We start from the raw sequence: 23684 nt of genomic DNA on the forward strand, positions 1-23684 counted from the left end.
CCGCTTTCCGGGGGCTAAACCCTTCACATCGGGCAGCCTTTGTACTAACAACAGTTGGCATCGTTTTGTTCATAAGCCAACCCTGCGTACGACCTGCAGTCGCAGCCGGCTGTTTTATCGCCTGTGGCGATCCCAAAAAAACTATCTTTACGCTCTAAAACAATTTTTTAATGACCTCAGAAGTTTTATACAACGGCGACCTCCGCACTACCTGTACCCACTTAAAAAGCGGATCGTATTTTGAAACCGATGCCCCGGTTGATAACAACGGGAAGGGAGAACGGTTTTCCCCGACCGATCTGCTGGCTACCAGCCTGGCCGCCTGCATGATCACCGTAATGGGCATTAAAGCCCGTACCATGGACTTTGACCTGAACGATGTGCGGATCGAAGTACTGAAAAAAATGGCCACCGATCCCCGAAGGGTAAGCGGTATCGACCTGAAAGTACATATTCCTGAAAACCTGGCTGTGATCGACGCTAAAACCATCGACATCCTGAAACGGACCGGCAATACCTGTCCGGTGGCAAAAAGCCTGCACCCGGATATCGAAGTAAATATCGACTGGGGTGCCTGGGGTTGAGATTGGAGATTCCAGATTCGAGATTCGAGATATGAGATTTGAGATTTGAGATTTGAGATGCGGAACCGGAGAGGCAGGGAATCCATTACCGTTTCAGATCTGCGTTTATAGTCTGCATCCTGCTGGTTTTATTTCGCCGTGATTGTCCGGAACAAATGAAAACGATTCAAAGACTTTTTCTCTTTCTTTTTGCGACCCTGGGGGTTATTCATCAATGCCCGGCACAACAAGATCAGCCTGCATTTAAGGTTATTGCTTTTTTTACGGCCCGGAATGATCCGGCACATATCAGTTTTGTACATGAGGCCAACAGGTGGTTCCCGGCAATGGCCCGTAAATATCATTTCCGGTACGACTCCACCAATAACTGGGATAACCTCAATGATACATTTCTTGCCCGGTATCAGGTTGTACTCTTCCTGGATACCCGGCCGGAACAGCCGGAACAGCGAAAAGCATTTGAAACTTACATGCAGCGGGGTGGCGGTTGGATGGGCTTTCATTTTGCGGCCTTTGCCCTGCCGGGATCGGCCGTTCCTGATAACTGGCCCTGGTACCACAACCAGTTCCTGGGCTCCGGCAACTATGTAAGCAATACCTGGCGCCCGACTGCCGCCGTTTTAAAAACGGAATGGAAAAAACACCCGGCGTTAAAAGGAATACCGGCCTCATTCCGCACCGCGCCCAATGAATGGTACCGCTGGCAACACGACCTCCGGAAAAATCCGGACATTGATATCCTCTTGTCCATCGATTCCAGCAGTTTTCCGCTGGGCACGGGTCCCAAACCTCAGGAGATATGGCATAGCGGATATTACCCGGTGGTATGGAGCAATAAAAAATATCGTATGATGTATTTTAACATGGGACATAACGATATCGATTATGAACACCATACCAACCAGGAATTATCGTTTACATTTACAAACCCCGTACAAAATCAGCTGGTGCTCAATACGCTGCTTTGGCTGGGTGGCCAACGCAACTAGGGAGGCAAAGCCCGATAACCGGCGTGCTGCCGCAGCCTGCTTACCGGATGGTCTGCCCCCGCGTCACCCGGTAGCGGCCGGTTAATAGTTAATACTCCCGTCGATATCGTATTTCATCCCCGGGTAATCCAGGATCCGGCGCATCAGCCCGATCTGGCCAAAGAGATAATCTTCACGACCGATACACATACCCACCATATTCAGCTTATTTTCTTCAACAAATTCAACGCCCATTCCAAAAGGATACGCTTCATTTAACTCCGCATCGGTTACGGTATGCAGTTTCTGAAAAACCACGGGTGATATTTTATGCCATTCTGCTTTTAACGCGGTAAGAGTGGGATAAGTTGCCGCCGGATCCAGCGCCTTTGCATCTTTAAACAGCTGTTCGTTCGGATCCGTATCGGCCAGCCCCAGCACACTGGCCAGCCAATACCGGCAATTCACTAAATTACCGGCCATCCATACGATGTGATTGGTCCGCTCTTCGATCCTTTTTAAGGCGTCGGCCTCATTGATGCCGGCAATCGCGTTGTTGAACTGCTGGGTATGCATCCTGTATGCAGGAATGATCAGCTGCAACCGGCTAACTGTTGTTTTTTCCATTGTTTTGTATTTTAATATTAAAGGGAGGGAAGGGATCAGCTATCAGCGTCCTGAACACTGACTGCTGAAGACTAACGGCTGACGCTGCTTCCTTCCCACGGTCCCGTTTTATTTATTATGGCCTTGCTGGGCGGAGTAATTGATCATCCAATGGATCCCGAACTGATCAACAAAGCTGCCGAAGTAGTCGCCCCAGAACTGATCCTCCATGGGCATTTCTACTGTTCCTCCTGCGGACAATGCGCCAAACAACCGGTCGGCCTCCTCCCTGCTTTCAGGAAAAACACTGATATAATTGTTATTGCCAACATTTAGTTTATGCCCCATCGAAGGCACAATATCCGAGGCCATCAGCACATCTTCGCCAATGGGGAGTGCGATGTGCATCACACGCTTTTTCTCGTCTTCCGGCAGGTTTTCAGTACCCGGGGCATCGCTCATGCGCATCACTCCGCCCAGGAATTCGCCGCCGAAAACGGATCTGTAAAACTTGAATGCTTCTTCGGCTGTTCCGTCAAAGTTTAAGTAAGGGTTTAATTTTGCCATTTTATTTTGATTTATAGTTAAGCGATTTAGTGAAATGTTGAAGAGTGAAATGTGGAAAATATATTGTTTTTATTTTTCGGCCAGCGCTTTTACCGTTTCAAATCCTTTGGTAAATCCATTATCCATCATCTCTTTAAACTTTGGATCGGTATCTACCCGGGCTTCAAGTATTGTTACCCCCGCCTCTTCTTTCAGGTAATATTGTTCCAGGGCGCCGGCCCATTCCTTGACGGCATCGCTGGTGGTATCCTCCACACCGTTTACCACAGAGCCCAGATGCTCAAAGATCAATTCCTCCGGCGCCTGCATGCTGCGGATGGTACTGATCATGCCGTTTCCCTGTCCATCCAGAAAAAGGGTGCGCCCCTGCACTTTCCAGTCGGATTCCATTACCGACCCGGGTGCAAAAGCCGATGTCCATTGCCGGTACGTATCGCTGTTCCAAAGCACCTCCCATACTTTTTCGGCGGGTGCATTGATTTGCTGTTTATAAGAGTAGGTTTCCATATTTCTTTGATTAACTATTATTGAAGTTGTTTAAACTTTTTGTTGATGATACTTTCTTATAAAGAAATGTCGTCCTGAACTTGTTCCGGGACCTGTTTGGAACAAATATTTTCCGTCCAATAGTTGCTGAAACAAGTTCAGCACGACAATCATAAGGTAAGTTGCGGCCCTTTATACTTAAAACTGCCCGTTTTGTAAAGGTTTAAACAACTTCCTTAAATGAGACCGCAACGGATCACCCGTTATTGCCGTTGTAAGCCGCCTCCAGCGCTGCAATATCCAGCTTATTCATCTTCATCAGGGCCTGCATCATCCGCCCGGACGCTTCCTGGTCTCCGGCGGCCATCAGTTTGCTCAGCCGGGCCGGTATGATCTGCCAGCTGAGACCAAATCTGTCCTTCAGCCAGCCGCACCTGCTTTCTGCCCCGCCATCGGCCGTAAGCGCATTCCAGTAACGATCGATCTCTTCCTGTGTGTCACATTCCACTACCAGGGAAATGCCCTCATTAAAATCAAAATGATGATCGCGCGCGCTATCCATCGCCCCAAGCGTATAGCCGCTGATGTGGAATTGGGCATGCTGCACATTCCCCGGCGTATCTTCACCTCCCTCCGGGTATTCCAGGATGCCCTCGGTCTTGGATCCGGGAAACAACGCGGTATAAAACCCGATGGCTTCTTTTGCACGCCCGTTCTGTTTGTTTATAAACATCAGCGTAGGAATAAGATACTGAATGGTGGCACCCCGCTCCCCGGTATACAGCTGCCAGCTTACCCCAAATTTATCCTGTACCCAGCCATATCTTTTGCTGAACGGATACGTATCCAGCGGCATCAAAGCCATTCCGCCTTCGATCAGTTCATGATACAGCCGCTCTGTTTCCTGCCCGTCTTCATTTGCTATCAAAAAAGAAACGGATGGATTGGGCTGAAACACGGGGCCTCCGTTCAGCAGCATGAGCTTCTGCCCATTGCACTCGATGGTTACCACCATCTCCGAATCTGTACTGATCTTCGTATCAGGAAAGATACCGGCATAAAAAGTGGCAGCATCTTTTCCGTTTGCATCGAACCAAATACAAGGATAAATTAAATGAATCATGCGTTTATCGTTTTAGTGAGGAATTATTTTTTTGTTACCGTTTTTTTCCTGCTGCTTTCTTCCTTTTTTATTTTTGCTTTCATTGCTTCTGCCTTTGCCCTGTAGCTGATCATTTCTTTGATCAGGCTTTTGGGCAACGCCGCATCCAGAGGAAATTGTACCGCGCCCTTCGACGTCTTATAATCTGTCAGCCGGTCTGCAAATACTTTTATGGGAGATCCTGTAGGATAAAAACCAATATGACCTGCGTATCCCGCATAGTACACCAGTACGGCGCTGGTCTTTATAGCCGGCATATTGTAACTGATGACCTCGGTTGCCTCTTTAGGTGCCGCCTGCTGTACGATCTTCCGCATCTCTTCCAGCTTTTTTTTCTGAATGCCGGAGAACGCATTTATATATGCATCTACCGTGGTAAATTTTGTAGCGATCATTTCCTGGATTTTATATTTTCTGTATACGCTTTAAATCTGTTTAAGACGGCCTGACAAAAATCCCGCTGCAAGGCTTCCTCCAGACCGGCCCCCGGCTCAAACTGTTCGATCACGGCAGTTGTATCACCCGTTCCTGAAAAACAGATCAACGACTTCCGCCCGTCGGCAAGCGTATAGGCGATCTGTTCCATTGGTATCACCCGGTCATATACCCCTTTATGATCAAATCCTTCGCTGCCGTCCCGCGCCTCCATCCGGTAACAGAATGCTCCGCCTTCCCGCAATTCCATCTTCACTTTTGGCACCCACCAATGATCAAAGGGTCTATTCCATTGTGCGATAGCTGCCGGGGTTGTCCATGCTTCCCAGACTACGGCCGCCGGTTGATGCACGGTAACCTCTACATGGATCATTGCTGGTTGTGTATCCATAATCCTGCTTTTGAATTAACTCCTGAATTTTAATTTTGAGGCTGCCAGGGCTGCTTTCAAAACAGGCATGGAGGCCGGTCCCATCCCGTGCAGGCCCAGGATCTCTTTCTCGGTGTGCAAGGCCAGTTCTTCCGGGCTGCCGATACCGGCATGCTGCAGCGCTCTCCGGGCGGGAGCCGCCAGCTCCGACAGGAAACCCGTTTCCGGCCGCTTTGTCCGCTCACATTCCGGGCAGGCGGGACAATCGCTGCTTTTATAATACGGGTGCCCTTTGGCACAAATCCTGAGTGTACCTTTTGCCATAACGGGGATCATATATGGTTAAAGTAAGGCTGCATCTGCTCCAGTTGGTGGGTATGACGCCGTAAATGATAGGTCCCGAACAATACCCATTCCAGGCCGGTCATATCCCCAAGGGTCGGGAAAGGAGCACCGTTACAGATCATAGACAGGTTCTTTTTCCCGATATCCCCCGCAATCTCCGCTACAGCCTCCCCCAGGGCAGTCATTAATTGTCCGCGATCGATCTGGCCGGAGGAAGGTACTACAAATGGAGGAGCTGTTGCTTTTTTGCCGAAGTTTAAGAATATTTCCCGCAGTACCGGCTCATGCGCATCCGGCGCCCGTTCCGGTTCGGACCGTGGCAGCGTCAGCGCTCCGCTGATCCCTTTTAAAAACTTCCGGACGTGATCGCCTACCTGTGCCGGAGACCAGCTGCCCTCAAAAGGCACCCGGTTAAAAGCATCAGCAGGCACCGACCGAAGGAGGTTTATAAAGTCTTCCGCCGCCGCCGTAAAATCCCGGGGCAACTGCGCTGTATCAACCGTAACTGTTTGCATAAAATTATTTTATTAAATAAAAGGCTGCATTTTTCCAACGGCCTGTACCAGGCCCGGTCCTCAATGTAAAACATCTGCGCGATAGCCCTCTGTTTTCAGCGAAAAAGTAACCTGCCGCACATCGATCGGTACCGACGATTCTATACGCAGGATCCGGTCACAGTCGTCCAGGTCAAAGCTGATCTTCGAACCCGGAAAAAGCCGTCTCAAACTTTTCGCCAGCGCCCTTGCCGCAGTTTTGTCCAGTACATTTGTTTTAAAGACCTCGATCAGTTTCATCCTGTTTGTTTAGATCCTGCTATTACCTATTTTACCACCTTATAGTTCAGGCGCACCGTGCCGGAAGGGAACACCCTTGCGCTCAGCAATTGCAGGGCCGTCCGGTCAATGTTCCGGAAAAACGGTTTCCCGGCTCCCAGCAGCTGCGGATCCAGGATCAGGGAATACTCATCAATCAATCCCAGCCGGTGCAAGGCCATACTCACATCCCCGCTGCCCAGGATCACTACATCGCTTTTTGCGGCTTCCTTTATCGCCGTTACCGTTTCCCGGCTTATCTCCTTATGAAAACAACTGTTTTGCCACGGGCTGCTATCTACTGTAGTGGAAAATGTATGTTTTTCGGCCCCATTCATATACGCCGCTATCCCGGGGAACCGGTCCATTGCGTCCTTTGTTGGCCAAAACGCTTCCATCATCTTAAACGTAACCCGTCCAAATAAAATTGTAGCGGCCCCGGAAAGGTTCTGTAAATTTTCTTTTGTCAGCTCATCATCAGGAGTAAACCAGTCCGTTTCTCCATTCGGACCGGAAAAAATGCCATCAACAGAAATCCAGTTAACAACAGCGATCTTGTTCATAATCCTCTTTTTTCAAATGATACCAACAATGCTGTCACAAACCTACAACAGCCCCATTCATTTGTAAATACGCAAATACGACAATCTCTGGGGTTGATTACGACATTCTTCTGGTTTATCTTTGCCTGGCTAAAAAGTATGAAATGAAAAAAGTAGTCATTCTTCTCTTAAAAGGCGCCAACCTCTCGAGCATTGAAAATCCAAGGCAGGGTTTTGAGGAGGCCAACCAGTACCTCATCGCAAAGGGACGCCCGCCCCTGTTCCAGGTACAGCTTGCCGCGGCTGCGCCAAAAGTACAGCTGAACAACGGCCTTTACGAGGTACAGGCACAGCGCCTCGTTTCTGAAATAAGCCATGCGGACCTGATACTGGTGCCGGCCCTGCAGGACCCTGTTGCGCAGTACGTCCAGGAAAACCGGGGCATCATTCCCTGGCTGGTAGAACAGTATAAAGCCGGGGCGGAGATCGCCAGTCTTTGCATGGGAGCCTTTTTACTGGCAGGTACAGGATTGCTGAACAACAAGCGTTGTGTTACGCACTGGAAGGCCAGCAATGATTTTGCAAAGCTCTTCCCGGAAGTGCACCTGGTGGCCGACAGGATCCTGACCGACGAAGGCGGGGTGTACACCAGCAGCGGCGGCTTTTCTGCTTCCAACCTGGTGCTCTACCTTATTGAAAAATACGCAGGACGCGAGGTTTCGGTCTATTGCTCCAAGTACTTCCAGATCGATATCCAGCGCAGCAGCCAGTCGCCCTTTATCATTTTTTCCGGCATGCGCGATCATGGCGATGACGCGATCCGGGAGGTTCAGGATTATATTGAACAGAATTTTGAGGAGCGCATACCGGTTGATGTGCTCTGCGAGCGCTTTGCAATGGGCCGTCGCACTTTTGAACGGCGTTTTAAAAAAGCCACTACCAACACGGTGGTGGAGTACATTCAGAAAGTAAAGATAGAGGCCGCCAAAAAACTGCTGGAGCAGGGCCGCAAAACCATACAGGAAGCTATGTACCACGTGGGCTATAATGATGTAAAGGCCTTTCGCGACGTATTCAAAAGGATCACGGGAATGACACCGGTTGACTATAAGGTCAGGTATGAAAAAATACTGGTGTAGGATCAGCGGCGCTGATGCCTGAACGGCTTGCGGAAAAAAGCATCGACCCGTTTATTGAATGCGCGGCTGTGATCCACCAGGGTCGCATGCCCCGAATGCGGCACGATCCATAAGGATGCTTTACGGATACCGGCCGCTATCTGCCGGGTATGTGCCACGGGGATCAGGTCATTGTCGCCACCGATGATCAGCGCAGGACACCGGATCTTCTGCAATTCCTGCAACGCGATATGGGGTTGCTCAAAATCCAGCATAAACACTTTGTAATCGTTCTTCTCTTTTTCGCCGGTAAGCGGCATCCGTTTCTGCCACGCCTGATAATCCCGCACACCATCCCGCCATACGTCGGGCCTCAAACCTACCGAATCCGCCCAAAGATTGGCGCCTGTGCTGGCCAGCCTGATCACTTTTTCAGGGTGGCGCATTGCCAGCTCCAGGGCAATGATGCCTCCATCGCTCCAACCCAGGACATAGGCCGAAGAAATATGCATGGCCGACAACAAAGCGCTGTAATCATCGGCCATCATTTCAAAACTAAGCGAATCTGAAGGGTCTGCTGAGCGGCCGTGCGCCCGGCTATCGGCCAGGATCACTTTGTATTTTCGCGAAAAATAAGGGACATTATTGGCAAAAGCACTCATGTTGCCGCCATTACCATGGATCATTAACAGGGGCTTCCCCTTACCATAGGTTTCTGTGTACATTCGAAATCCCCGGACAGTATAATATTTTCCGATAGTGTCGTTATAATCATAAGCGATCACCCGCAAGCGGCCGCAGGCAGCGATCCCCCATAACAGCAATAGCATAAAAAGCCCCGCCCCGATCTTTTCCGATTTCATCTCCAGCAAATTTACCGATCCTATAAAAATAAGATAGTTTGATCATTTTCAGGGCCCGTACCGGCAGTGACGGCCGGGCCCGAAGATAAACGCCGTTCATTTTTTAACAATGGGTTACCAATTGCCGTTTCCTGTATTAACTGCCGCTATGCGTGTGCGGTAATTACATATCATCCCTTTTGCGATCTTCCTCCGGAACATTTTCCGGCATCGTATTTTTTATTTTCAACATCTTTTTTTAACTGTGCAAATAGATTGCACCGAAATGATCCAGTTTTGTTTTCGACAATGAAAACAACCCATTCTTATTTAAAAACACACAAATGAGCAAATTAAAAATAACCGGGAAAGCGTTAAGGCAGCTGGGATACCCCGAAGGCCCGGTGATCAGCATTGCGATGAACCTGGTGCAGAAGCACTATAAATATGCCTCCAAAGACGCGGTTTTTACTATTTTAAAAACCGTATTGCAAACTCCTTCGGATTTTGTATCCGATGCCGTGCTGGCTCCTGTTGCCGCGCAGCTGCTGCCACCGCCGGACAATAAAGACAGCAGCGTAGCCGTGTCCCTGAACCAGTCGGGGATCGCCTTTAACATCTTCGGAAGGGAGCATATAGAAGAAGGCGCCCTTGCCCAGATGTATACCGCAGCCAAATTGCCGGTTTCTGTTGCCGGCGCCCTCATGCCGGACGCACACCAGGGCTATGGATTACCCATCGGCGGAGTACTGGCCACCCGGAATGCGGTGATCCCCTATGGCGTAGGTGTGGACATCGGCTGCCGGATGTGCCTGAGCATTTTCGACATCGATCCAAAGGAGCTGACCAACCGCGAACACTATTTTGTACGGGAGATCAACGAAGCTACTTTATTCGGAAGCGGGGCCCAGTTTACACAAGCGGCAAACCATGCGGTGATGGACGATGCGGCCTTTCAGCAATTGCCTTTTTTAAAAGCGCTGCATGGCCGTGCCTGGAAGCAATTGGGAAGCAGCGGAAGCGGTAACCATTTTGTGGAATTTGGCATCGTCGAGATCCGGGAGCAGGATGAAGTGCTGCAGGTGCCTCCAGGAACATACCTGGGGCTATTGTCCCATTCCGGCTCCCGCGCGCTGGGTGCCGCCATTGCCAACCATTATACAAAGATCGCCATCAGTAAAAGGCGGTTGCCGCAGGATGCCAAAAACCTGGCATGGCTGAACCTGGATGAAGCGGAAGGACAGGAATACTGGATGGCAATGAACCTGGCGGGGGATTATGCAGCCGCCTGCCACCACGTCATTCATGCAAAAATTGCAAAGCAGCTGGGCCGCAGGCCCGTAAAGATGGTAGAAAACCATCACAATTTTGCCTGGAAGGAGCTGCTGAACGGCGAAGAAGTGATCGTACATCGCAAAGGCGCCACACCTGCCGGTAAAGACATCCTGGGCAGCATTCCGGGCAGCATGACCGCTGCAGGATTTATTGTAAAAGGCCGTGGCGAGGCAGCCGCTGTAAACTCAGCATCACATGGCGCCGGCCGGAAAATGAGCCGCAGCAGAGCCCTGCAGAGCATTACAGATGCCGATCTCAAAAAGGAACTGTCCAAACACGGGGTAACGCTGATCAGTGCCGGTCTGGACGAGGCGCCTTTCGCCTATAAAGACATCGAGGCGGTGATGAAAAGCCAAAAGGTACTGGTAGATGTGGTAGGAAAATTTACACCCAAAATTGTAAAGATGGCCGGCGACAACATAAAAAAATGGCGGGTGAAGGAATGAGGTCATCACACTACGAGCCTTATGCTGTATAAGAACCCACGGAGAAGCGGGCACGATGGCTTACCGGAACAGATCGGCACACCTTCGCACATCTCTCACTAAAAAAGGAACGGAGTTTTTTATGGCGATCTAAGAAAAGCCCGTTAATTTAGGCCCTAAATCTCAACTCATGACGTTTCCAGTAAGAAGGATCTTTTTGATCCTGGGTGTGCTCGTTTTATCCATGTGCAGCGCCATCGCGCAAAAGCTGCAATGGACCCCGGATGGCAACAGCTTTTACAGCTTCTCAGAAAACGGGATCTCCAGCATTGACCCGGTACACCCGGAAAACAATAAGGTATTCATGACCGGCCGGGAGCTGACGCCCGCAGGAACATCCCGCGCGCTCAACGTACAGAGTTTTACCATCTCCCCCGATGGCAACCGCATCCTGCTGTTTGCCAATACCCGGCGGGTGTGGCGGGAAAATACACGCGGTGATTACTGGGTATTTGACCGCGCCGCAAAAAAGCTCGTTCAGCTGGGCCAGGGACTGCCCGTCGCATCTTTGATGTTCGCCAAGTTTTCTCCCGATGGTAGAAAAGTAGCCTATGTTTCAAAGCACAACATCTATATAGAAGACCTGCAGACCCATAATCATACAGCAATAACACAGGATGGAACGGACCGGATCATCAACGGTACCTTTGACTGGGCCTATGAAGAAGAGTTCGGTTGCCAGGACGGTTTCCGGTGGTCGCCGGATGGCACCCGGATCGCTTATTGGAAACTGGATGCCCGGAACATCCGGAACTTCCTGATGATCAACAACACCGACTCCCTGTATCCATTCACCATACCGGTGGAATATCCCAAGGTAGGACAGAACCCCAGCTCCTGCACCATCTGGTTCTATGACCTCCGCAGCAAAGCAACACACCAGGCCGCTATTGAAGGAGATCCTGTTCAGCACTATATACCCCGGATGGAATGGACGCCCAAAGGGCAATCGATCATTTTGCAGCAACTGAACCGGCAGCAGAACGACAGCCGGATCTTGCTGGTGGACGCGGCCGCCGCAACATCCAAACAGATCTACCGGGAAACCGATGCGGCCTGGATCGATATCAAAAGCCGGTGGAATGATAACGATCCCAGTGGCTGGGACTGGATCAATAAGGAAGGCGAATTCCTCTGGCTCTCGGAAAAGAACGGCTGGCGCCAGATCTACAAACTGGACCTTTCGGGAAAAGAAACACCGATCACCAAAGGTGCCTATGATGTCATCCAGTTCAACCTGTACGACGCGCCAACAAAAACCATCTATTTTGCCGCCTCGCCGGAAAATGCCACCCAAAACTATCTGTACCGGACCCGCCTTAACGGTGGAAAGGCCACAAGGGTAACGCCGGACGACCTGAGCGGTACCAATAAATACACCATTTCTCCAAACGGAAAGATCGCGATCCTGAACCACAGCAGCGCTTCGGAGCTGGCCAACGGCGCCATCATCAGCCTTCCGGATCACCGGGAGCTGGCCAAAGCCAGAAAGGTGCAGGCTGCAAACCCGGGAGATCCGAAAACAACATTCTTTAAATTGACGACCACAGATGGCGTGGAGCTCGATGGCTGGATGGTAAAACCGGTACCATTTGACCCCCATAAGAAGTACCCCGTGGTATTTTACGTTTACGGCGAGCCGGCCAGCCAGACGGTGCTGGACAATTTCAACGCCGGAAAGAACTTCCTCTATAACGGCAGTATGGCCCATGACGGCTACGTGTATATTTCCCTGGAAAACCGCGGCGCACCTGCTCCCAAAGGCAGCCAGTGGCGTAAGTCGATCTACCGGAACATTGGCCGCATCAATATCCGCGACCAGGCCATGGGGGCCAAAGAGATTTTGAAATGGGATTTTATCGATTCAAGCCGTGTTGCCGTTTGGGGATGGAGCGGCGGCGGCTCTTCTACATTGAACCTGCTGTTCCAGTACCCGGAGATCTATAAAACGGGGATCGCCATTGCCGCCGTCACCAACCAGCTCCTGTACGACAATATTTACCAGGAGCGGTATATGGGGGTACCAACTGCATCCAACGAAGATTTTGTAAAAGGATCGCCCATTACCTATGCCAAAAACCTGAGGGGTAACCTGCTGTATATTCATGGCACCGGCGATGACAATGTGCATTATCAGAATGCCGAAATGCTGATCAACGAGCTCATCCGTCAGGGAAAACAATTTCAGCTGATGAGCTATCCCAACCGGACCCATTCCATCTCCGAGGGAGCAGGCACCCGCGAACATCTTTCAACGCTCTACACAAATTATTTAAAAGCGCATTGCCCGCCGGGTGGGAGGTAGGGGAAAAGTGGGGTGCACAAAGGGGACCTGGGTGACCTGTGGGACATGGCGCCGTATTCAAGCTCATTGGCCCTTGGTGCCTTAATGCCTTTGCGGCAAACACCTCACCACGTCTCTGCTTCTTTGCGCCGTTTCGGGGTTAAAGATCTTAGTGTTTCTTAGTGCCCTGGAGCCTTTGTGGTTAATTGCCAGGAAGATTAGGGAATCTTCAATATTCATATTCCCATTGCGACCGCTGCGGATCCATTGCGTTCATTGCGGTTAAAGCGAAGACCGGGCAGAAGCTTTAACGTTGGTCTTTGACAACGGGCATACACATGTGTATGCAAGCCCAGATCCTTTTTCACGGTTACTCATTTTATAAGCTAAATTTACCAGGACCAATAAAGCTTCGTAGAACATTACCAAATTTCCTTTATATACTTCTTTACCTCCTTTATAAGTAACTACCGCATCCAGCATATTCAGCAGTTCCATTTGAGCTTAAGACCCGCGGAAAGTTTTACAGAATTGGTGAATGACCTGCTGCGGGTTTTTCTTTTCCCCGGCAGTAAGCAAAACCGGGGTGTTCATTTTAGCGATCATTTTCCGCGCGTCTTTTGACAGCCCTTTTTGATGCTTTCGTTTTCTACCTGCGTTTTTTTGTTCATTCAAAACATGGAAGGCCTCTATGAGCCGGAACAGCTGTTGAATAAAATCCATCAGGTCTTCCCGTGCTCCACCTTCGTCATACGCGCTATTATCGTTACATAAGGCCTGGCGTTGCCAGCATTTCAGCTCCTGCTTCAGCTCATCCAGGTGATAGGTATCAAAGACTTCCCATAAGATGCACAACGGCCGTTTACCGGCCTGGCTCAAAAAGTGCCAGGGCTTGCAAAAACGTTTTCTGTTGGGGGTGCCGGTTTCCATAAATCAGGCGTTTTTATTGGAAAGTATTTTATAGTTCAGGCTGCAACGGAGCATTTATTAAGCGTTTTCCGGCATCGGATAAAATTTCATGAACGCGCCTGATCTTGCTGGTAAGGATTAACAACTCTTCATCCGTAATTTTATAATCGTCTTTATACCGGGTGTCTATATAGGCTTTTTGCAAAAGATTAAACAGGCGCTTGTCCCGCTCCGTTTGCCGTGGAAATATTTCCGGCAGTTGATGCGCCACAAGGCTACCATAGCGCAGCAGCCGGTCAATGCTGTGGGTATTGGCATGGTAACCGGTTCCCGCCATCAGCAGTGCCCGCAATGCCTGTTCTGCCGATTGATGCAGCATAAAAGCCGCAATCTTGTGCTGCTTGCGCACGCGGTACAGTTCCGCCCCTGCCAAAAACTCTTTGGCTTTTAATAACCCCTCCTGCCATTGCTTAGCAGCCTCTTTATTGTTGATAGATGCTTTGATCTCCGGGAAATCCTCCCGGCAAATGCGCACCGCATCAAACAGCACCGGGGCGTGTTGCCATACGGACAGGGCAAAGGGCAGACCGGCCTGCAGCCACTCCACAAAAGTGGATGTTGCCAATACAAGTGTGGTAACCGGCAGGATGTTGCTGCAAAAAACATGATTGAATTTGAAAATTTGAGTATTGACGATTATGTTAAGAATATAAAATTCATCCTTGCTGAACTACCGAGAAAAACTCAGTAGTCCCCTTTGTGAACAATTCAATCATCGTTAAGTTTTTTACTCAAATCCGGCTCCTCAACGGTTGGCAGGATGCTTTTAAGATCACCCGGATATCTTTCTTATTTTGTTTAAAACAACCGCCCCTGCACCTCTTGTTTAGGATGAAATGCACCTATAATTACAAAAGGGTTGGGTGCATTTTTAGCATGAAAAGCATAAGTGGTGCCCAGGAAAAAGTGCAGATCCTTGGTTCTTGCAAAATCATCTAAATATTTTTTCCGTACATCAGCAATGGCTTTAATTTCATCACCTTCATACTTTGCCAGTTGCTTCCAGTATAATGCACCAACTTCCCAGTCTTCAATCATCAAGTTTCTTTCCTTACCCTCACTATCCTTAAATTTGAATTTAAATTTATAGGGTAGTTTTTTTACCACTTCAAACTTGCCCGCATCATTGGTTTCGAAAAGGTTGTATTGGTTCAGCTTTTCCAATTTATCTTTAGGCCATTCACGCTCTGCGGGCTCCGCATAAAAATCCAGGATTGCTGTGGGCTTGAAAACCGCCAAGGATGTACCTATTTTTTTGTTCTTTGCCTCCGCTATTAATATATCAAGATCATTATATACTTTACCCAGGCATATTTGCTTTCTTTCTTCCCAATTATTGCTGGTATCGATATGCCCAACAACGTTTATTTCCTGATCTAAAGATTTTGGTCGGTAACTTTCCGGCCTGAAATCATTTTCGTTTTTTACAAGATCCAGCTCTATCCAGTCATATTTTTTGTATTGCTCATGGTAAGCTTTTTTCCGAAATGGGATAGGATATATTCTTATCCATGAACCATCTTCTTTAAAACCAGCGGTACATACCAGCTCTTCATATTTTGCAGATAATGTGGGATAGGTTTTAACAGTGATCAAAACTTTAGTTAAGGCCATATTTAGATGTGTTTGGTGTCATAAGCAAACCCCGGCAGGCTTTGTATAGCTTCTGCTAAATGCTTACGATGACACTGGCAAATATTTGCCTCAAAACACGTTAAAGCAATACGTTGGTGTTGTTGCAGCAGCTGGTATATTTTTTCCTGCGAGGGAATTGTTTTTGTAAGGTTGCTTTTTTTATATATTTCAAATAACTCGTCGTAATCTTTTTGGGTTTTCAGCTCCTGTCGTTGTTCCGACCGGATACCCACTTCAGGAAAATGCAGGTATTGAATATTTAAGCTCCCGCAATAACGCTTCAATTGGCTGCCGCTAAAACCATACTTCATGCTTACAGGGTTATTACGTACATCTACCAATACTTTTACATCGTTCCTGATTAGCCGGTTGAGGTATTCTTCTAAAGAAATACCCTCATATCCAATGGTAAAAAGAATGGTTCGGTTGTCTTTAGGCCTGTTTGTATGTACCTTTTGCAGTTGTTCTTCGGTAAGTATATCCGAAGCTTTTATACTGTTAATGGCCCAGTAAGGATAGTTAAGATAGGTATGGCGCATTAAAGCGTTAGCACTCATGCCGCCGTAAAGTTTTTTTATTTCCAGCAAGTGTTTTTGATCGGTTATTTGTAGTTCTTTGAAATAATCTTTTTTATCGTTACTTACTATGCAAGTGTCATTGTCTGCCAGCAAACCTTTTTTGGACATAGCTGTTACATCAGCAGTAGCAGAGTAAGAAAAACAACCATACTTATAGGGTATAAAATCGTATGCAGGTACCTGCTGTTGTCTCACCAAAAGAAACAGCAGCTTTTGGAACACAATTTTTTCAATAGTGCCTCCCATTTGCTGCAATAATGCCAGTATTATTTTCCTTCGGTAAAACATATGTAACAAAGATACAATTTTATTTCAGTTGCTAAAATAATTAGTAACACATATGCATAAAACGTAACTAATTTTTATACACTTTGACGGGTAAAATAGCCGGTTTTGTAATAGTAACCTTTACGTAAAGCCATACTAGGACTGTTTACGCTGCAGGCAAGAAAATACAAGTAACTAAAACAATGCTGCCACCTGCACCGGTGAAAAACGGAGCGTCGCAAGATGGATGTCAGGGTGTTCTTAAGATGGGCACATGAAAATAATAACGCTGTCTAACCTTACAAGCTATTGAACTATTTCCCTAGTTCCAGCATATCGCATACCACCTCTTACCGATACAGCAACGATATACGAACGATATAGCCAGAATACAGCCAGGATATAGCCAGGATACAGAAACGATATACAAAGGATATACAAACGATACAGAAAGGATACAGAAAATAGGCGTTTTGCGGTCAGGAGGGATCAGAAGGGGTCAGAAGAGATCAGAAAGGATCATAAGGGGTCAGAAGGGATCAATAGGGATCAAAAAAATAAAACAGCCCTTTAATACCCCAATTTTATGCAAGCAAGCATTCTTTTATTCATTTTTAAAAATTAAAACTATGGGCAGCGTCACCAATTCCATTTTAAGCGGCACCTCCGGCCGCACCGGGCGTGTTGTTATCGCCAACGTTCATGGGGTGGAAGTAAGCCGCATCCGGCCCGTAATGCGCAGCAGCTCCACCAAGCCGCAAACCGTTCACCGCGAGCTGTTTCGTTTTGCAGTAGCTTTTTTGGGGTTGTACAAGTCCTTTGCACGCCTGTTCTTTGGCAAGCGTAAAGAGCTGGTAACCCTCTATAACCAGGCACAGGCCATTACCGTTACCTGGACCAATAATGCACCGCCGGCCAGCACTAATGAAAGCGACCTGTGTACCGTTTTTGTGTATGTGCCATCGCGCAGGGACGGACAGCTTTTCAGCGGGGTGGCAGCGCGCCTGGCAGGCACTGCTACGGCAAACCTGCTGCCCCTTTACGCGGGCGAGGAAGTGCATGTATGGGCTACCTTTATCGATGAGGGAGCCACTGAGGCCTGTAATTCCAAATACATGGGCTCCGTAACACTTACCTGATTCTTTTTTGAAAAAAAGACCGTTGCCGGGGGTATCGTATATACCTCCGGCATTTTGCTGTATATCCATGCCGGGGTTAAAAACAATGATCACTTTACAAATTAAATAGGGCGCATTTCAATTTTTCGCCTTGACAAACTTTTTTTAATCGTCATTTATCTCCGGAACTTTTAATAAAAAAATTAACTACCTTACAATGAATTAAAATCATTACAATTCCAAAACTTTTATTATGTCAAACGAACATCAAGAAGTGGACATCCAAGACGAATCTGCATTAAAAAAAGTGGCCAACATTGCGCTATATGTAATGGCAGCCATCGGTATTGTTATATTTATCGCACTTAACGGCACCATTGGTTTTAACATTTTTGGAATGATATATGGAGGTTTAATAATCCTGAGCGGGTTTGTTATTAAAGCTACCTTATTTGTGATTGCAAATATATCTACCACATTAAAAGAGATGAAGTCATTAAAATAATTACAGCCAGCATTATTTATTCGAACGGTCCTTATAATCCGTAGCTACGCATTGCATGCAAATCATTATTGGTCTTTGGACATGCATTTGAGGTGTTGGTTATGCTGTCGCCTCAAAAGAACCATATAAGAAATGCCCTGGGCATTGCCTTTAGCATCCTCATCCCAGGAAGTGTAGACAAGGCGTTCCAAGAGGGCCAGGATGACTTGTGGGACATGGCGATATTCAACCTTAGTTCTGCTTCGTGTCTTTGTGGCAAATGACACACAACATTGCTCCGCATGAAAACTGTTGACGAATGTCATTAATTTCTAAAAAACACCTGAATAATTTTGCATCCTAAAATAAAACAAGATGAAAAAAATATTCAGTTATGCCGGTTATGGTTTTGTTTGTATTTCTGCATTAAGCCTTGCATGGGTTGCGGCAATGGCCTGGTACAATCCGCAGGCGGTTATGGACCTGGTGCATGTAACGTTGAACAATACCGATGCATTAAGTTCCATCAGGGGCGTATATGGCGGTGTGGGTTTTTCGGTGATCGCCGTATTGATCTACACCATGCGCAGGAACCTGCCTCTTGCGTTGCTTTTCCTGAGCCTGTTCTGGCTGCTGTATGCATTGTCAAGGCTTGTTACTATTTGGGCTAACGGATCATTAGGCAGCTTTGGCAGCAACTGGCTCACCATAGAAACTACATTTGGTATGATAGCGCTGGTGCTTTACCTGGGAAACAGGAAGCGGGCTTAGCTTTCGGCGGCAGAGCACCCTGGCAGCACGCAACCATCAATAAACGGGCAATAATCCCGAAAAAAAAATGTCCGCCCCTGAACGGCGGACATTTAAAATGAACAGTTCGTAGATTAATAATCATCGTTGAGCGCAAACACCGGTTTCCGGTACATCCAGTTGCCCCCGGTGAAATCCGGGAACTCAACGGTCTGGTGCCCCAGTGCGATCGATTGCTCACTAAGGGGGGTAATAACGCTCCAGGTGGCCGCATCATAAACATCCATCTGGGTAGGCTCTTTCCTTTTTGCCGATTCGATGAACGAATGGATCACAAAGAAGTCCATGCCGCCATGACCGGCCCCGGCCGCATCTTCCCCGTATTTTTTCCACAGCGGGTGGTCGTATTTATCCAGCCATACCTGGGCCTTATCCCAGGTATGGGGTTTGGATACGCCTTCCACATAAATACCGCTGTTCACATCCATCCACAGGCCTTTAGTTCCCTGTACGCGGAATCCGAGAGAATACGGACGCGGCAGGTTGGTGTCGTGCTGCAGGATCACCGTTTCACCATTGACACAATTGATCTGGGTGGTTACAATATCGCCCAGTTTAAAATTCACTTTCGCATTTTTATGGGTAGGTCCGCCAACCTCTACAATGTAATCGTGCAGGCCGCGGGTCTTTGTAGCAAACGCATTCAGGGAAAGAAAACGGTTCCCGCGGTTGATGTTGATGTAATGCGCTACCGGGCCGATGCCGTGCGTGGGATAGAGATCGCCGTTGCGCCAAACGGAATGATCCGTACGCCACCGCGATTCAGAATATCCGTCGGTATGGCCAAACTCGGCGCCTTTCCCGTACGGTGTTTTCCCGTCGTTGAATTTAACTCCGCGCAGATCGTGCTGGTAGCCTCCCTGTAAATGGATCAGCTCCCCAAACACATTCTGGCGCACCATGTTCAATACAGCCATCACATCCCTGCGGTAGCACACATTCTCCAGCATCATTACATGACCGTTGTACCTTTCGGCAGCATGCACCACATCCCAATGATCCTGCAGGGAGATGCCGAGGATCACCTCGGTTCCTACATATTTGATGCCTGCTTCCAGCGCCCCGATGATCATGGGCTTATGCAGCTCCCAGGGAGTGGCAATGATCACCGCTTCGATCCCTTTTTTCGCATACATATTCTTCCAGTCATCGGCCCCGTTGGAATAGTACACGGGCTGTTTTTTACCGGCTTTTGAAAATTTTTCTTTTGCCGCTTCAATGCAGCGGGGATCAATATCACAAACGCCTACAACCTCCACATCATCCCGCTTTAATAAAAGATCCAGGTGCCAGATACCCCGGGCACCCACTCCCACGATCGCCGCTTTCAGCCTGGTAGCTGCCGTAGGTTTTAATACTGTTTCTGATGGCAGAATCGCTACCGAAGCCATTGCCAGGCCGGCGCTTTTTACAAAGTCTTTACGTTTCATCCGTGTTTTATTTTATGCCTGTCCCACAGCTACGGGGTCAGGCGGGTTTTAATGGCGATCTCCTTTATTACCGGCAGCATTTTTTCCGGATCCGGCCGGTCTGTTCTGTGAAACTGCTGCAAGCATCGGCTGATGGTTTACCGGACGCCTAAGGTAATCTGAATCGCACATATCAAAAAGGATCCATGCCTGTTTTTAAAGAGCAACCGTTTGCGCATGCCCGCCGGGCGGCGCTTTTAGCGAACAGGACGTATCCAGTAACTATAGGCGTAGGTTCCGGGGGGGATCCAGTATTGTTTCAGCGGCATCGCGCCCCAGCTGTCAATGCCCTGCAGGCCCAGCTGTTTCAGATCCACATGCATGAATATCTTACCGGCCTTTTCAAGCTCACCCGAATGGAACTGCTTTTTCACCGGCGCCGGATCCAACTGCTCCAGGCTATAGGGCAATGCAGATGCGGAGAGCACGCTGTCGGCCATTTCAAAACGCACGCCAACACCTTTGCTGTTCTGCATGCTGATCCAGCGGACATCTGTTTTATTTCCGCTTTCCTGCGGACGGGCATATGGAAAATACTGCTGGTCGATGGTCTGACTGTAGTTGCCGATATTGCTGGCCGTATGGCGATCCCAGTAGTTTTCCCAGGGCCCGCGGCCATACCACCGGATCTTTGAGAATTCTTTTTCGAGCTCTATGTCGTTCCCGATCCGCATCACCGTTTTATAATCCCCCGCATTCAGGGTATAGTTGTTCTTAACCAGGATGTTCCCGTCTCCATACACGGTAAATACCTGCTCGGTCTTTGCCTTTCCGTTCAGGATAGCCGCGGTAAAGGTAATCCGGTATTCACTCTTGCTTACCTGCTCCGTCTTTGCCTCAATACCGGTTGCCGATTCGTAAGCGTTCCGCCAGTTGCGGAGCGAACGATTCAGACCGGCGCCGATATCATTATCGGTTGGCGCACGGTAAAATGCCGGCCGGGGGCCATTAGCGATGATCCGGGTTCCTTTTATGGAATATTCCACCAGCGTTCCCTTGGTCAGGTCAAAGCCGGCAACGAAGCCGCTTCCTTTTAACAGAAGATGGTTGCCCTCCTTTGTTGCGGTAACGGCTGCGGATGTTTCCCGGTGGTTATAGGGTACCGGCCGGCCGCTGTAAGCAAACTGTGCCGCCGCTATTTCATAGTCCTTATCCAGGAACGGCTCTTCTTTTTTTAACCGGTAGGAAAGATTGAGCAGATACTCCTTTCCAGCTTTGGTCTTTAGCTTTACCGGTAACATCAGCCGGGCCTTTGCCTGCGGTTCGATGTTCAGACCAGCAAGCGTTCCCTTTGCCACAACGGCGCCATCTTCAGTAATTGCCCAATCCAGCTTTATATTGGAAAGGTCTTTAAAAAAGAAACCGTTGACCACTTCAATTTCATTATTGCCTTTATACTGGCTTTTAATGTTCTGGTGCACTTTTTTTATTTCAATGGCCATCGGGGTCAGGTGCCGGTAAGCCGTCACCACGCCCTTTACACAAAAATCGTTATCACTGAAATTTTCATCCACCGGCCCGCTCAGCGGAAAATCCCCGCCATACGCCAGGATGCGTTTTCCGTTCTTAACGGTGTCAATGCCCTGATCGATCCACTCCCAGATATAGCCGCCCTGCGTGCCGGAAGTTGACTCAATGGCATCCCAGTATTCTTTAAAATTGCCCAGGCTGTTGCCCATGATGTGCGCATACTCGCTCATAATATAAGGCCGCCCGTCTTTTGAGTTTTTCTGCCAGGCCACATAAGAGGGAGAAGGGTATTGCGGACATACCACATCCGTATTGTAATCGTATTCCGCACGTTCGTATTGCACGGGCCGGTTGTCTTTTTTCTTCAGCCAGTCATAGCCTTCATACATATTGATCCCATTTCCGGCCTCGTTGCCCAGCGACCAGGTGATGATGGAAGGATGGTTCTTATCCCGCTCGTACATCCGCTGGATCCGCGCCAGGTGCGGCATCCGCCATTGTTTATCATTGGCGAACGTAAATTCCAGATCGTAGTACCGCCCGTGCGATTCGATATTTGCCTCGTCGATCACGTATAAGCCATATTCGTCGCAGAGTTCCAGCCAATAGGGATCCGGAGGATAATGTGAATGCCGCACCGCATTTATGTTCAGCTTCTTCATCATCTCCATATCCTTCAGCATATCGGTTTTGGTAAGCGTATGACCGGTACGGGCATTGTGCTCATGCCGGTTCACCCCTTTAAAGAATACCCGTTTACCATTTACCAGGAAATCCCTTCCTTTTATTTCGATAGTGCGGAAGCCTACACGTACGGGAACCACTTCCAGCACATCGCCGTTCTTATTCTTTAGCGTTATGAAGAGGGTATATAAATTCGGGGTCTCGGCTGTCCAGGCTTTTACTCCGGGGATGGTGGTCTTAAAAGAGAGGTCCGTTTTGTAGCGCCCCAATACGGAAAAGGCCGGCAGGGTTTCCCTGAACACCGGTTTGCCATCGTTATCTACCAGCTCCAACTCTACGGAAGCCGTATCTCTTTTCGAATGCAGGGTCTTCTTGTCGGTTTTATAACTGTTCACTTCACCCCAGAAGGTGAACGCCCCGTCTTTATAATTATTTTCCAGCGTGGAACCGATCTTAAAATCCCTCACATCCAGCAAAGGCGTTGCATACAGGTACACGTCTCTTTCAATACCGGAGATCCGCCACATATCCTGACACTCCAGGTAACTGCCATCGCTCCAGCGATACACCTGCAGCGCCACCAGGTTTTCGCCCGGCTTTATATATTTGGTAATGTCGAATTCGGCAGACAGCTTGCTGTCTTCACTGTATCCCACTTTTTGTCCGTTCACCCAGATAAAAAAGGCTGATTTTACCGCACCCAGGTGAATGAACACCTGGCGGCCGTCCCAGTCTCCCGGAATGACCACTTTTTTCCGGTAGGATCCTACGGGGTTGTTGTCTTCCGGGATGTCGAACGGCGGGTTCAGCCGGGCCCCGGTTTTTTTTCTCCCGGTAAATTCATACGGATGGTTCACATAGATCGGCAGTCCATAGCCATTCACTTCCCAGTTGGCCGGCACCGGAAAATCGTTCCATTTGCTATCATCAAAATCCGGTTTGTAAAAGTCCCGGGGTCGTTTGTTGGGGTCCTGAACCCAGTTAAAACGCCAGCTCCCGTTGAGGGAGATAAAATACTTAGACGCTTCTTTTGCTCTTTTTTCTGCCAGGGCTTTTGTTTCAAAAGCAAAGGCATGCGCCCGCATCGGCATCCGGTTCACCGAAACCACTTCGGGGGTCTGCAGCTCAGAGGGGAGCGATTGTCCCAGCATCGTTCCGGCAAACAACAGGCAAACAGCCAATGATCCTATCTTTTTCTTCATCATAAAAAACAAGTAATGGTAGGTCCAAAGGCGCTAATTTAGAAAAAGCGGGGAAAA

General features: G+C 48.6%; 25 protein-coding genes. 8 read left to right on the forward strand and 17 right to left on the reverse strand.

Annotated features, from left to right (window positions below):
- Positions 1–170 precede the first annotated feature (170 nt).
- Positions 171–584: an OsmC family protein gene (locus tag B160_RS0127400; RefSeq protein WP_018631176.1), complete on the forward strand. Its 414-nt coding sequence runs from the start codon at positions 171–173 to the stop codon at positions 582–584.
- Between the two features lie 155 nt (positions 585–739).
- A complete protein-coding gene (locus tag B160_RS0127405) occupies positions 740–1573 on the forward strand; it encodes a ThuA domain-containing protein (RefSeq protein ID WP_018631177.1) in 834 nt (277 codons plus the stop codon).
- A gap of 81 nt (positions 1574–1654) precedes the next feature.
- Here B160_RS0127405 and B160_RS0127410 read toward each other — a convergent pair whose 3' ends face one another.
- From B160_RS0127410 to B160_RS0127455, 10 genes are all read right to left on the reverse strand, one after another.
- Positions 1655–2179: a hypothetical protein gene (locus B160_RS0127410; protein WP_018631178.1), complete on the reverse strand. Its 525-nt coding sequence runs from the start codon at positions 2177–2179 to the stop codon at positions 1655–1657.
- A gap of 108 nt (positions 2180–2287) precedes the next feature.
- Positions 2288–2725 carry a VOC family protein gene (locus B160_RS0127415; RefSeq protein WP_018631179.1) on the reverse strand — a complete coding sequence of 146 codons (438 nt, stop codon included), beginning with the start codon at positions 2723–2725 and terminating at the stop codon, positions 2288–2290.
- Positions 2726–2794: 69 nt separating this feature from the next.
- Positions 2795–3232 carry an SRPBCC family protein gene (locus tag B160_RS0127420; protein ID WP_018631180.1) on the reverse strand — a complete coding sequence of 146 codons (438 nt, stop codon included), beginning with the start codon at positions 3230–3232 and terminating at the stop codon, positions 2795–2797.
- A gap of 235 nt (positions 3233–3467) precedes the next feature.
- Positions 3468–4334: a VOC family protein gene (locus tag B160_RS0127425; RefSeq protein WP_018631181.1), complete on the reverse strand. Its 867-nt coding sequence runs from the start codon at positions 4332–4334 to the stop codon at positions 3468–3470.
- Between the two features lie 23 nt (positions 4335–4357).
- The gene (locus tag B160_RS0127430) at positions 4358–4768 is read right to left on the reverse strand and encodes an iron chaperone (protein ID WP_018631182.1); all 411 of its coding nucleotides are present in this window, start codon (positions 4766–4768) and stop codon (positions 4358–4360) included.
- Complete coding sequence (locus tag B160_RS0127435) at positions 4765–5199, reverse strand: SRPBCC domain-containing protein (RefSeq protein WP_040680597.1); 435 nt, start codon at positions 5197–5199, stop codon at positions 4765–4767. Before B160_RS0127435 ends, B160_RS0127430 begins: the two co-directional genes overlap by 4 nt.
- Before the next feature lie 15 nt (positions 5200–5214).
- Positions 5215–5502 (reverse strand): helix-hairpin-helix domain-containing protein, encoded by a 288-nt coding sequence (locus B160_RS0127440; protein WP_157558263.1) that lies wholly within the window; start codon positions 5500–5502, stop codon positions 5215–5217.
- Between the two features lie 8 nt (positions 5503–5510).
- Positions 5511–6038 carry a DinB family protein gene (locus B160_RS0127445; protein ID WP_018631185.1) on the reverse strand — a complete coding sequence of 176 codons (528 nt, stop codon included), beginning with the start codon at positions 6036–6038 and terminating at the stop codon, positions 5511–5513.
- 60 nt (positions 6039–6098) lie between these two features.
- Positions 6099–6317, reverse strand: a complete 219-nt coding sequence (locus tag B160_RS0127450) for a hypothetical protein (RefSeq protein WP_018631186.1) — start codon at positions 6315–6317, stop codon at positions 6099–6101.
- Between the two features lie 26 nt (positions 6318–6343).
- A complete protein-coding gene (locus tag B160_RS0127455) occupies positions 6344–6898 on the reverse strand; it encodes a dihydrofolate reductase family protein (RefSeq protein ID WP_018631187.1) in 555 nt (184 codons plus the stop codon).
- A gap of 143 nt (positions 6899–7041) precedes the next feature.
- Between B160_RS0127455 and B160_RS0127460 the strand changes: the two genes are divergently transcribed.
- Entirely contained in the window at positions 7042–8016 is a 975-nt protein-coding gene (locus B160_RS0127460) for a GlxA family transcriptional regulator (protein WP_018631188.1), read from the forward strand.
- 2 nt (positions 8017–8018) lie between these two features.
- Here the strand turns inward: B160_RS0127460 and B160_RS0127465 are convergent, their stop codons facing one another.
- Entirely contained in the window at positions 8019–8858 is an 840-nt protein-coding gene (locus B160_RS0127465) for an alpha/beta fold hydrolase (RefSeq protein ID WP_071597080.1), read from the reverse strand.
- A 323-nt stretch (positions 8859–9181) separates the two neighbouring features.
- Here B160_RS0127465 and B160_RS0127470 point away from each other — a divergent pair, with 323 nt between their 5' ends.
- The gene (locus B160_RS0127470) at positions 9182–10618 is read left to right on the forward strand and encodes an RtcB family protein (protein ID WP_018631190.1); all 1437 of its coding nucleotides are present in this window, start codon (positions 9182–9184) and stop codon (positions 10616–10618) included.
- Between the two features lie 169 nt (positions 10619–10787).
- Positions 10788–12962: a S9 family peptidase gene (locus B160_RS0127475; protein WP_018631191.1), complete on the forward strand. Its 2175-nt coding sequence runs from the start codon at positions 10788–10790 to the stop codon at positions 12960–12962.
- A 483-nt stretch (positions 12963–13445) separates the two neighbouring features.
- Here B160_RS0127475 and B160_RS0127485 read toward each other — a convergent pair whose 3' ends face one another.
- The 4 genes from B160_RS0127485 to B160_RS0127505 all read right to left on the reverse strand — a co-directional run bounded on the left by B160_RS0127485 (position 13446) and on the right by B160_RS0127505 (position 16369).
- Positions 13446–13871, reverse strand: a complete 426-nt coding sequence (locus B160_RS0127485) for a hypothetical protein (RefSeq protein ID WP_018631193.1) — start codon at positions 13869–13871, stop codon at positions 13446–13448.
- Positions 13872–13899: 28 nt separating this feature from the next.
- A complete protein-coding gene (locus tag B160_RS0127490) occupies positions 13900–14475 on the reverse strand; it encodes a HEPN domain-containing protein (RefSeq protein WP_018631194.1) in 576 nt (191 codons plus the stop codon).
- A gap of 233 nt (positions 14476–14708) precedes the next feature.
- Positions 14709–15524 (reverse strand): hypothetical protein, encoded by an 816-nt coding sequence (locus tag B160_RS0127500; protein WP_018631195.1) that lies wholly within the window; start codon positions 15522–15524, stop codon positions 14709–14711.
- 2 nt (positions 15525–15526) lie between these two features.
- On the reverse strand, positions 15527–16369 hold the full coding sequence (locus tag B160_RS0127505) for a DUF488 domain-containing protein (protein ID WP_245562295.1): 843 nt from the start codon (positions 16367–16369) through the stop codon (positions 15527–15529).
- A gap of 650 nt (positions 16370–17019) precedes the next feature.
- Here B160_RS0127505 and B160_RS0127510 point away from each other — a divergent pair.
- The 3 genes from B160_RS0127510 (at position 17020) to B160_RS0127525 (ending at position 18763) form a co-directional block, all read left to right on the forward strand.
- Positions 17020–17529: a DUF6266 family protein gene (locus tag B160_RS0127510; protein ID WP_018631197.1), complete on the forward strand. Its 510-nt coding sequence runs from the start codon at positions 17020–17022 to the stop codon at positions 17527–17529.
- A 232-nt stretch (positions 17530–17761) separates the two neighbouring features.
- Positions 17762–18013 (forward strand): hypothetical protein, encoded by a 252-nt coding sequence (locus tag B160_RS0127515; RefSeq protein ID WP_018631198.1) that lies wholly within the window; start codon positions 17762–17764, stop codon positions 18011–18013.
- Between the two features lie 354 nt (positions 18014–18367).
- Positions 18368–18763 carry a DUF4345 domain-containing protein gene (locus B160_RS0127525; protein WP_018631200.1) on the forward strand — a complete coding sequence of 132 codons (396 nt, stop codon included), beginning with the start codon at positions 18368–18370 and terminating at the stop codon, positions 18761–18763.
- Between the two features lie 113 nt (positions 18764–18876).
- Here the strand turns inward: B160_RS0127525 and B160_RS0127530 are convergent, their stop codons facing one another.
- Together B160_RS0127530 and B160_RS0127540 are read right to left on the reverse strand one after the other, a co-directional pair.
- Positions 18877–20232 (reverse strand): Gfo/Idh/MocA family protein, encoded by a 1356-nt coding sequence (locus B160_RS0127530; RefSeq protein ID WP_018631201.1) that lies wholly within the window; start codon positions 20230–20232, stop codon positions 18877–18879.
- A gap of 236 nt (positions 20233–20468) precedes the next feature.
- Positions 20469–23630 (reverse strand): glycoside hydrolase family 2 TIM barrel-domain containing protein, encoded by a 3162-nt coding sequence (locus B160_RS0127540; RefSeq protein WP_245562291.1) that lies wholly within the window; start codon positions 23628–23630, stop codon positions 20469–20471.
- Positions 23631–23684 lie beyond the last annotated feature (54 nt).

Origin of the sequence: Niabella aurantiaca DSM 17617, from assembly GCF_000374125.1 — a bacterium.
Lineage (GTDB): Bacteria > Bacteroidota > Bacteroidia > Chitinophagales > Chitinophagaceae > Niabella > Niabella aurantiaca.